At 65.8% G+C, this 9,474-nt stretch carries 11 protein-coding genes and 1 riboswitch; of the genes, 8 read left to right on the forward strand and 3 right to left on the reverse strand.

The features are described from left to right. A partial coding sequence (locus tag IV113_RS22235) for a cation:proton antiporter (protein WP_291089713.1) occupies window positions 1-1,223 on the reverse strand: 1,223 nt, incomplete at its 3' end. A 63-nt stretch (window positions 1,224-1,286) separates the two neighbouring features. Between IV113_RS22235 and IV113_RS22240 the strand changes: the two genes are divergently transcribed. From IV113_RS22240 to IV113_RS22255, 4 genes are read left to right on the forward strand one after another with little or no spacing between them, the layout of a single operon-like run. Beyond that, a complete protein-coding gene (locus tag IV113_RS22240; RefSeq protein ID WP_291089716.1) occupies window positions 1,287-2,294 on the forward strand; it encodes a KpsF/GutQ family sugar-phosphate isomerase in 1,008 nt (335 codons plus the stop codon). Then, complete coding sequence (locus tag IV113_RS22245) at window positions 2,295-2,858, forward strand: HAD family hydrolase (RefSeq protein WP_291089719.1); 564 nt, start codon at window positions 2,295-2,297, stop codon at window positions 2,856-2,858. Then, complete coding sequence (gene lptC / locus IV113_RS22250; RefSeq protein ID WP_291089722.1) at window positions 2,855-3,526, forward strand: LPS export ABC transporter periplasmic protein LptC; 672 nt, start codon at window positions 2,855-2,857, stop codon at window positions 3,524-3,526. The genes IV113_RS22245 and lptC overlap by 4 nt, the downstream gene beginning before the upstream one ends. Window positions 3,527-3,541: 15 nt before the next feature. Further along, the gene (locus IV113_RS22255) at window positions 3,542-4,354 is read left to right on the forward strand and encodes an SDR family oxidoreductase (RefSeq protein ID WP_291089724.1); all 813 of its coding nucleotides are present in this window, start codon (window positions 3,542-3,544) and stop codon (window positions 4,352-4,354) included. A 115-nt stretch (window positions 4,355-4,469) separates the two neighbouring features. Here the strand turns inward: IV113_RS22255 and IV113_RS22260 are convergent, their stop codons facing one another. Beyond that, window positions 4,470-4,898 carry an RNA-binding protein gene (locus tag IV113_RS22260; protein WP_291089727.1) on the reverse strand — a complete coding sequence of 143 codons (429 nt, stop codon included), beginning with the start codon at window positions 4,896-4,898 and terminating at the stop codon, window positions 4,470-4,472. Between the two features lie 279 nt (window positions 4,899-5,177). Next, window positions 5,178-5,253, forward strand: a riboswitch (SAM riboswitch). 66 nt (window positions 5,254-5,319) lie between these two features. Here IV113_RS22260 and IV113_RS22265 point away from each other — a divergent pair. Then, the gene (locus tag IV113_RS22265) at window positions 5,320-6,489 is read left to right on the forward strand and encodes a homoserine O-acetyltransferase (protein WP_291089730.1); all 1,170 of its coding nucleotides are present in this window, start codon (window positions 5,320-5,322) and stop codon (window positions 6,487-6,489) included. A 61-nt stretch (window positions 6,490-6,550) separates the two neighbouring features. Next, window positions 6,551-7,132 carry a methionine biosynthesis protein MetW gene (gene metW, locus IV113_RS22270; protein WP_291089733.1) on the forward strand — a complete coding sequence of 194 codons (582 nt, stop codon included), beginning with the start codon at window positions 6,551-6,553 and terminating at the stop codon, window positions 7,130-7,132. A 118-nt stretch (window positions 7,133-7,250) separates the two neighbouring features. Here metW and IV113_RS22275 read toward each other — a convergent pair whose 3' ends face one another. After that, window positions 7,251-7,931: a transglutaminase family protein gene (locus IV113_RS22275; RefSeq protein WP_291089736.1), complete on the reverse strand. Its 681-nt coding sequence runs from the start codon at window positions 7,929-7,931 to the stop codon at window positions 7,251-7,253. A gap of 212 nt (window positions 7,932-8,143) precedes the next feature. Between IV113_RS22275 and IV113_RS22280 the strand changes: the two genes are divergently transcribed. Both IV113_RS22280 and IV113_RS22285 read left to right on the forward strand, forming a co-directional pair. After that, the gene (locus IV113_RS22280; protein ID WP_291089739.1) at window positions 8,144-8,671 is read left to right on the forward strand and encodes a chemotaxis protein CheW; all 528 of its coding nucleotides are present in this window, start codon (window positions 8,144-8,146) and stop codon (window positions 8,669-8,671) included. A 45-nt stretch (window positions 8,672-8,716) separates the two neighbouring features. Next, on the forward strand, window positions 8,717-9,474 hold a 758-nt coding region (locus IV113_RS22285; protein WP_291089742.1), incomplete at its 3' end, for a Tar ligand binding domain-containing protein.

Below are 9,474 nucleotides of genomic sequence, written 5' to 3' on the forward strand. Positions count from 1 at the left end.
TTGCGCGCGATGCTGGTCATCTGCACCGACTGCATCAGCCAGTCGCTGCCCACCAGCCGCGTGACGATGGTGTTGGCATACATGATCATGAACGGCGTGGCCAGCATCGACAGCACCATGGACGCCAGGATCGGGTTGAACAGGGCGGGAGGAATCAGGTTGTTGTTGCCGGCCAGCGTGAGCAGCACCAGGCCGAATTCACCCGCCTGCGCGAGGTACAGACCGGTGCGCAGCGCCACGCCCATGGGCGCGCCGAACGCTCGCGTGAGCCCGGTGATGAGAGCCAGCTTGAACGCCAGCGAGAGCGTGAGCAGCAGAAGTACCAGCTCCCAGCGGTCGAACACCATCCGCCAGTCCAGCATCATGCCGATGGTGATGAAGAACAGGCCCAGCAAGACGTCGTGGAACGGGCGGATGTCGGTCTCCACCTGGTGCTTGAATTCGGTCTCTGAAATGAGCATGCCCGCCACAAACGCACCCAACGCGAGCGACAGACCGGCGTGTTCGGTCAGCCAGGCCAGCCCCAGGGTGATGAGCAAGAGGTTGAGCATGAACAGCTCGTCGCTCTTGCGTCGCGCCACCAGCGTGAGCCACCAACGCATCACCTTTTGTCCGCCCGTGAGCAACAGGCCCAGCAGCAGCACGGCCTTCAGACTGGCCCACCCCACCGCAATCAGCAGATCCTCGGGCTCGGCCGCCAGCGCGGGAATGATCACCAGCAAGGGCACCACCGCCAGATCCTGAAACAGCAGGATGCCCAGCACCCGTTTGCCGTGCTCGGATTCCAGCTCGATCCGTTCGGCCACCAGCTTGATCACGATCGCCGTGCTGCTCATGGCCATCACGCCACCGAGCGCCAGCGCGGTTTGCCAGCTGATGTCCCACCATGCGGGCAGAAGCGTCGTGAGCGCCATCGATGCCAGGGTGGTGATCAGCACCGTGAGCACCACCTGCGACAGTCCCAGCCCGAACACCAGCCGCTTCATGGCGCGCAGTTTGGGCAGGCTGAACTCCAGGCCGATGACGAACATGAGGAACACCACACCGAACTCCGCGAGGTAGCGGATGCCACTGGAGTCCTGCGTCAGCGCCAGCGCGTTGGGTCCGATCAACACACCCACCACCAGGTAGCCCAGCATCGGCGGCAGCCGCAGCAGCCGGCAACCGACCACCCCCAATACGGAAGCCAGCAGGTACAGCAGGGCCAGGTCGAGAGAGGTCATGCAGGCATGTTAACGGCGAGCGGTGTATCCACAGGGGGCGCTGCCGCGAGGCCCACGGCGATAATGGCCCGCATGACCTTGCCCACGACCTTCGATGCCGCCCGCGCCCTGGCGATGGCCCAGGAAACGCTGAGCATCGAAGCCCAGGCCGTCACGTCCATGGCCCTGCGGGTGGGCGATTCCTTTGCCACGGCGGTGGCCAGCATGCTGGCCTGCCGAGGACGCGTGGTGGTTATGGGCATGGGCAAGAGCGGCCACATCGGCCGCAAGATCGCTGCCACCCTCGCCTCCACCGGCACGCCGGCCATGTTCGTGCACCCGGCCGAAGCCAGCCATGGCGACCTGGGGATGATCACCTCGGCCGATGTGGTGCTGGGCATCAGCAACAGCGGCGAGAGTGAAGAACTCACCGCGATACTGCCGCTCATCAAGCGCATGGGCGTGCCCCTGATCGCACTCACCGGTCGACCCGACTCCACGCTGGGCCGCCACGCCCTGGCCGTGCTCGACAGCTCGGTCGACAAGGAAGCGTGCCCACACAACCTCGCGCCCACCGCCAGCACCACCGCGCAACTCGCCATGGGCGACGCACTCGCCGTGGCCCTGCTCGACGCGCGCGGCTTCAAGGCCGACGACTTTGCGAGGTCGCATCCGGGTGGCGCACTCGGGCGCAAGCTGCTCACGCACGTGAGCGACGTCATGCGCAGCGACGCCGACGTGCCGCGGGTCGGCCCCCAAGCCAGCCTGATGGACGTGATGAGCGTCATCAGCGCCAAAGGCCTGGGCATGAGCGCCGTGGTGGATGCCGACGACCGCGTGCTCGGCATCTTCACCGACGGCGATCTGCGCCGCCTGATCGAGAAAACCGGCAGCAGCGCCGATCTGCGCACCCTGCGCGCGATTGACGTGATGCACCCCGACCCACGCACCGTGCACGCCGAGGCGCTCGCTGTGGAGGCCGCCGACGTGATGGAAGCCAACCGCATCACCAGCGTGCTGGTGGTGGACGAGGATGGCCGACTCATCGGAGCGCTCAACGCCAACGACCTGATGCGCTCGAAAGTGATCTGAATGAACGCCCTGCCCGCCCTGCGCCCGGCCTTGAATTTCTCACCCGAGTTGCTGTTGCAGGCGCAGGGCATCCGCGTGGTGTTCTTCGACGTGGACGGTGTGCTCACCGATGGCGGTCTGTACTTCAGCGAATCGGGCGAAGCGCTCAAGCGCTTTCACACGCTGGACGGTCACGGCATCAAGCTGCTGCAGCGCGCCGGCATCACGCCCGCCGTGGTCACGGGACGCGACTCGGCGGCCCTGCGTGCGCGCCTGAAGGCGTTGGGTGTGGCGCACGCGCGTTTTGGCACCGAAGACAAGCGCCCGGCGGCCGAGGAGATACTGTCCGAACTGGGCTTGAGCTGGTCGGCAGCCGCAGCCATGGGCGACGACTGGCCCGATCTGCCCATGCTGCGCCGCGCGGCCCTGGCCTGCGCGCCCTCCACCGCCCACGCCGAGGTGCTGGCCGTGGCCCACCATGTCACCACCCGGTTGCCAGGCGCCGGCGCTGTGCGCGACCTGTGCGACCTCCTGCTTGTGGCCAGCGGTGTGTATGCCCGCGAACTGGAGGCAGCTGCCCGATGAGCACGTCCGATCCGCTGGATTTCCTGGACACCATCGACCTCACCGAGCCGGCGGCCCGTCCGCCCTTGCGCAAGCCCAAACTCCTGGACCGCATCTCCATCTACCTGCCCGTGCTGCTGATGGGCCTGCTCGCGCTGGCCTCGTATTGGCTGTTGCGCGCCACCCCCACGCCCGAAGAGCCCCAAGCCGCGCGCCCCGTGAGCAGCGAACCCGACTACTTCATGCGCGGCTTCTCGGTCAAGGCGTTCGACCTTGCCGGCGCGCTCAAGTCCGAAGTGGTGGGCGACGAGGCGCGTCACCATCCCGATGACGATCGCATCGAGATCGACAACGCGCGCATCCGTAACATCGGCCCCGAGGGTCGACCCACGGTGGCCAGCGCGAAGCTGGTGACCACCAACGCTGACAACAGCCAGTTCATCCTGGAAGGCAATGCGGTGGTGGTGCGCGAAGCCGCTGTCGGGGCGAATGGTGCAGTTTTGCCCCGACTCGAATTCCAGGGCGAATACCTCAAGGTTTTCATCGACCCTGAGCGTGTCGTTTCCGACAAACCCGTGGTGTTGCTTCGCGGCACCGACCGGCTGGTGGCGGACACGCTCGACTACCGTGGTGACGCCGGCGTGGCCGATTTCAAAGGCCGGGTGAAAGTCCAACTGATGCCCCGCTGAACTGCTTGCACCGCCATGACCCTGCCACCAGACAACACAGCAGCCCCGCTCGCCTTCATCACCGGTGCCTCCAGCGGCATCGGCCAGGCCCTGGCGGCCCGGTTCGCCCGCAGTGGGTACCGGTTGGCCTTGGTGGCGCGGCGCACCGCCGAGATGCAGGCTTTTGCCAACGCCAACGGATGGGGTGCCGATCGTTGCCGTGTGTACGGCGCCGATGTGTCCGACATCGACAGCATCGTGGCCGCTGGCAGCGTCTGTCTGGAGGCCCAGGGTGTTCCCGACGTCGTCATCGCCAATGCAGGCGTGAGCATCGGCATGGACACGGCCGAACGTGACGACCTGGACGTCATGGCCCGCACCTTCGCGCTGAACAACACCGGCATGGCCGCCACCTTCCACCCGTTTGTGGCGGCGATGACCGTTCGCGGCAGTGGCGCGCTCGTGGGCATTGCCAGCGTGGCGGCCATCCGGGGGTTGCCAGGGCACGGCGCCTACTGCGCCAGCAAGGCCGCGGTGGTGGCGTACTGTGAGAGCCTGCGCGGGGAATTGCGCGGCAGCGGGGTGGTGGTGGTGACCGTGGTGCCAGGTTACGTGGACACACCGCTGACCCGCGAGAACCGGTACGCCATGCCGTTTTTGCTGAGCCCCGAGACCTTTGCTGATCGCGCTTTTGACACCATCGTGGCCGGCGTGAGCTACCGCGTGATTCCGTGGCAGATGGGCGTGGTGGCCAAGTTGCTGCGCCTGCTGCCCAACGCGTTGTTCGACCGGGTCTTGTCAGGCCGGGCACGCAAGCACAGGCAAGGCGAAGCCAGGAGCGGCTCTTGATCCGGCGGCTTCTGGAGCGCCCAAGAAAAAAGCCCTGAGGCCATGCCGCAGGGCTTTTTTCTTGGGGCTGATCAGCGAACGCGAGGGTTCACCGAATCAAGCTGATCGGGGACGATCAGTAGCCGCCACGGCCACCGCCGCCGCCACCACCTTCACGACGGCCACCGCCACCGCCGCCACCACCGTAAGGGCTGCGGAAGCCGCCGTCGCTGCCGCCACCACCGCCACCACCAAAGCCGCCGCCGCCACTGCGGCCGCCGCCGAATCCGCCGCCACCGGTGCGGGGAGGACGGGCTTCCATCGGACGGGCTTCGTTCACCACCAGGCTGCGACCGCCCAGGGATTGGCCGTTCATGCCTTCAACAGCGGCTTGCGCTTCGGCATCGTTGCCCATTTCGACAAAGCCGAAACCTTTGGAACGACCGGTATCGCGCTCCATCATGACTTTGGCGCTGTTGACCGAGCCGTAAGCGCCGAACGCTTGTTGGAGGTCTTCGTCGCGAACGGTGTATGGCAGATTGCCAACGTACAGTTTGTTGCCCATGGTCGGGACTCCTAATAACACTGAGAAAAATAGCGATGGAGCCCCGTTAGCACACAAAAACCTGTAGCACGCGAAACCGACCGATCACTTGTCAAAACGAGCGTCTTGGACGCTCGCCAGAGGATTATGCGCCCAATGTCGCGCAAACAGTAACTATTTTTCAGGACGCCGCGGCCCCCATTGACGTCGACGCGGCTTTACAACACCGCTTTTATGGCCCAAGACGTGGCGTGTGCCCTGCCCCCGGCTCGCACCGGGACAAAGCTTCAATCTATACTCCGCGCTCACAGCGCCGATTTGATCCGAATTGCGGGCGCTTTAAAAATGCCGCTAAAGAAGAGACTCTTGGTCCTGTATCCCGGTCTCGCTCTTGGCGGCATCGGGATTTTTTTCGGGCGCGCACCGCCCACAGGAAACCAGATTGATCGTCACGCCCCAAACGTTCCGGTTCACCGAGCCACTGCCGCTGCGCAGCGGCGCTGCCTTGCCCGCCTACGAGCTGGTGGTGGAAACCTACGGCACGCTCAATGCAGAGCGCTCCAACGCGGTGCTCATCTGCCACGCCCTCAACGCCTCGCACCATGTGGCGGGCTGGCATGCCGACGGACAGGGCCGGCCGATCGCGCGCAGCGAGGGCTGGTGGGACAACATGATCGGGCCCGGCAAGCCGGTGGACACCGACCGCTTCTTCGTGATCGGCGTCAACAATCTGGGCTCGTGTTTCGGCTCCACAGGCCCCACGCACACCAACCCGGCCACCGGAGCGCCCTGGGGCGCGGATTTCCCGGTGGTGACGGTGGAGGACTGGGTGGACGCGCAGGCCCGCCTGCTCGATGTCATGGGGATACAGACCCTGGCGGCCGTGATGGGTGGGAGCCTGGGCGGCATGCAGACGCTGGCCTGGACGCTGCAGTACCCGGACCGCGTGCGCCATGCGGTGGTGGTGGCCAGCGCCCCCAACCTCACGGCCGAGAACATTGCCTTCAACGAGGTGGCGCGGCGCGCCATCGTGACCGACCCCGATTTCCACGGCGGGCACTACCTCAAACAAGGCACCCTGCCACGGCGCGGCCTGCGCATCGCCCGCATGATCGGGCACATCACCTACCTCAGCGACGACGTGATGAACGAGAAGTTCGGGCGCAGCCTGCGTTCGATCGACGAGGGCGACCCCACGGCCGCGGCCGAGCTGGCCTACCGCTACACCACGCAGGACGTGGAGTTCCAGATCGAGAGCTACCTGCGCTACCAGGGCGACAAGTTCAGTGAGTACTTCGATGCGAATACCTACCTGCTCATCACCCGCGCACTCGACTACTTCGACCCGGCGCGAGAGCATGGCGGCAGCCTGAGCGCGGCACTCTCCAAGGCCACGGCCAGGTTCCTGCTGGTCAGCTTCACCACCGACTGGCGGTTTTCGCCCAAGCGCAGCCGCGAGATCGTCAAGGCGCTGCTGGAAAACCGCCGCGACGTGAGTTACGCCGAGATCGATGCGCCGCACGGTCACGACGCCTTCCTGCTCGACGACCCGCGTTACCTCAACGCGGTGCGTGCCTACTTCGACCAGACCATCGCAGGAGGCCAGGCATGAACGCCGTGCCGGGCCGCCCCAAGCAAGTTCGCGCCGCAGCGCGCAGCACGGAGGCTGGCCAATGAGCGAGCAGGCCATCATGGAATCCATCGCCCGGCTCGTTCCACCCGGCTCGCGCGTGCTCGACCTGGGCTGTGGCGACGGCGCCATGCTGGCCCATCTGCAGGCCACGCGCGGCTGCAGCGGCTACGGCGTGGAGATCGACGATGCCAAGGTGCTGGCCTGCGTGCGCCGCGGTGTCAATGTGCTGCAGCTCAACCTGGAAGACGGCCTGAGCACCTTTGGTGACAACGCCTTCGACGTGGTGCTGCAGATCGACACGCTGCAACACCTGCGCAATGCCGAGACCATGTTGCGCGAGACCGCGCGCGTGGGCCGCATCGGCGTGGTGGCCTTCCCCAACTTCGCCCACTGGCCCAATCGGCTGGCCGTGGTGCAGGGCCGCATGCCCGTGACCAAGCGCCTGCCCTTCCAGTGGTACGACACGCCCAACATCCGCGTGGGCACGCACGCCGACTTCGAGGTGCTGGCCCGGCGCAACGGCCTGACCATCGAGAAGAGCTTCGGCCTGCACGAAGGCGAAGAGGTGCACCGCTGGCCCAATCTGATGGCCAGCACAGCAGTGTTCCGCTTCAGCACCTGACCCACACCCCCGCGCCGCGCCTTGGGCGCGTCACCCCCTCAAGGGGGCAACACCTGCGGCCCGGCAAAGCCGGTTCCGCGGTGTTCTGGACTGGGGGCACTTCGCCGTGGCAGATGGTTCAACTTCGGCTGGCTTCGCGCGCCGCGTCCGCCGCAAAGTCACCGCTGATCGGGTTGCCCGCGTTCATGGTCGGGTAAACCTCGGCGAACACGGCCCTGATCTGCGCCAGCGGCAGGTCGTCGAAGCTGCCGCGTTCGTTCACGTACTCCATGTGCTGGCGGCCTGCGCGGTCGAACGCGTGGTAGAGCGAATCGTGCACGCCGTCGAACTCCAGCGGCAGCAGGCCGAACTTCTCGCACAGCTCGACGTTGAAGGCCGGCGTGGCCTTGCGCCATGCGTCGTCGATCCACAGCTCGGTGTACCCGTGCCAGACGAACACATCGGTCTGCATGGTCTGGCGCAGCTTGTCCGTGGACAGGTGGTTCTTCACGTCGGCAAAACCCAGGCGTGCGGGAATGCCCGCCGCGCGCGCCACCGCCGCCAGCAGCACCGCCTTGGGCACACACCAGCCGTATCCCTGCGCCAGCACGGTGCTGGCGGTCATGCCGTGGTCGGAGAGGTCGATGCGGTAGGGGTCGTAGCGCACCTGGTCGCGCACGGCGCGGTAGATCGACACCGCCCGCTCACGCGCACTGCCGCCCACCGCATGCGCCTGCGCAAAGGAAACGACGGCCGCGTGGTCGCAGTTGATGGCCTGTGTGGGGGACAGGTGCTCGGGGTGGGTGCGGTTCAGTTGCATGGGCACAAGTTAGCAGAGGAGGTCGTGCCTCGCCGACGCGTTCGGGACAAACAGTCCATGGGCTCACTGCGATGGCGTTTTGTGCACTTAAGTACTGGGCGCGTGCACAAGCGGCGGGAATGGACAGGGTTTGTCCGCTTTTTTCCGACTTCAGCCTGCGCCGGGCTGGCCGATATTCCATGGACCAACCCGAAAAACCGAGGACCCATTCCATGGACATGCGCAACGAAGCCAGCCACATCGCCCGCCACGACAGCGCCCGTGCAGCGGCCGCACAGAAGGCCAGCGCCGAATTCCTGACCTTCCGCCTGGGCGGAGAGGAATACGGCATCGACATCCTGCGCGTGCAGGAGATCCGCTCCTACGAAGAGCCCACCCGCATTGCGAACGCGCCCTCGTTCATCAAGGGCGTGGTCAACCTGCGCGGCGTCATCGTGCCGGTGGTGGACCTGCGCATCAAGCTGGGTTGCGACAAGGTGGAATACAACGGCTTCACGGTCGTGATCGTGCTCAACGTGCGCGGCCGCGTCGTCGGCGCGGTGGTTGATGCCGTCGCCGACGTGCTGGAACTCGCCGGCGAGCTGATCAAGCCCGCACCCGAGATGAACACCAACGTGGACACCAGCTTCATCACCGGCATCGCCAGTGTGGGCGAGCGCATGTTGATCCTGATGGACATCGAAGCCCTCATGTCGAGCACCGACATGGGCCTGATGGACGCCACCCAGTCCCTGCAGTAGGCACCCTCGCGCCGGCCTTTGCCTCACCCCTTTCGGAGACATACCATGTTCAACCGACTCAAGATCGGCCACCGCCTGACGCTGGGCTTTGCCAGTGTGCTGGTGCTGCTGGTTGCGCTCACCGCCCTGGCCTGGACGAGTCTGCAATCCGCGCAACAAGCGACCGCCCGGGTGCTGGTGATGGAGCGTCGCTCTGCCGTCATGGACGAGTGGCTCGCGAGTACGCGCCTGAACATCAACCGTGTGCTCGCCATGGCGAAGTCGGGGGACAACCCCGAGGTGGACATCTACTTCAAGCCCTTGATTGCGCAGACCACCGAGCGCATCAACGTGCTGCAAAAGACGCTGGACGACGAGATCAGCAGCGACCAGGGCAAAGCCTTGCTCAAGGACATCTCCAACAGCCGCGCTGAGTACATCGCTGTGCGCAAGGCCTATTTCGCAGCGCTCAAGGGCGGCGAAATCGCAGAGGCCATGCGACAGCTGGATTCCGCCCTGCTGCCGGCGGCCAACCGCTATACCGAGAACATGTCGGAACTGCGGAAGTACCAGCGGGAGTTGCTCGATGAAGCGGTGGCCGCCTCCAATGCCACGATCCTTCGCCAGGAAACGATCATGGTGGCCCTGGCCGCGCTGTCCGTTCTGCTGGCCAGCCTGATCGCCTGGCGCATCACCCTGTCGGTGACGGCCCCATTGCGCGAGGCCGTGGGCATCGCCACGGCGGTGGCCGCGGGTGACCTGAATGGTCACGTGCAGACCACGCGCAAGGACGAGCTGGGTGATTTGCTCAACGCGCTGGGAGC

It is taken from the genome of Hydrogenophaga sp. (assembly GCF_018780385.1).
Classification (GTDB): Bacteria; Pseudomonadota; Gammaproteobacteria; order Burkholderiales; family Burkholderiaceae_C; genus Hydrogenophaga.

Bases quoted from the DNA above. Each gene is read 5' to 3' on its own strand.
- IV113_RS22240 (WP_291089716.1), top strand. From the start codon at position 1,287: ATGGCCCGCATGACCTTGCCCACGACCTTCGATGCCGCCCGCGCCCTG.
- IV113_RS22245 (WP_291089719.1), top strand. From the start codon at position 2,295: ATGAACGCCCTGCCCGCCCTGCGCCCGGCCTTGAATTTCTCACCCGAG.
- lptC (WP_291089722.1), top strand. From the start codon at position 2,855: ATGAGCACGTCCGATCCGCTGGATTTCCTGGACACCATCGACCTCACC.
- IV113_RS22255 (WP_291089724.1), top strand. From the start codon at position 3,542: ATGACCCTGCCACCAGACAACACAGCAGCCCCGCTCGCCTTCATCACC.
- IV113_RS22260 (WP_291089727.1), bottom strand. From the start codon at position 4,898: ATGGGCAACAAACTGTACGTTGGCAATCTGCCATACACCGTTCGCGAC.
- metW (WP_291089733.1), top strand. From the start codon at position 6,551: ATGAGCGAGCAGGCCATCATGGAATCCATCGCCCGGCTCGTTCCACCC.
- IV113_RS22275 (WP_291089736.1), bottom strand. From the start codon at position 7,931: ATGCAACTGAACCGCACCCACCCCGAGCACCTGTCCCCCACACAGGCC.
- IV113_RS22280 (WP_291089739.1), top strand. From the start codon at position 8,144: ATGGACATGCGCAACGAAGCCAGCCACATCGCCCGCCACGACAGCGCC.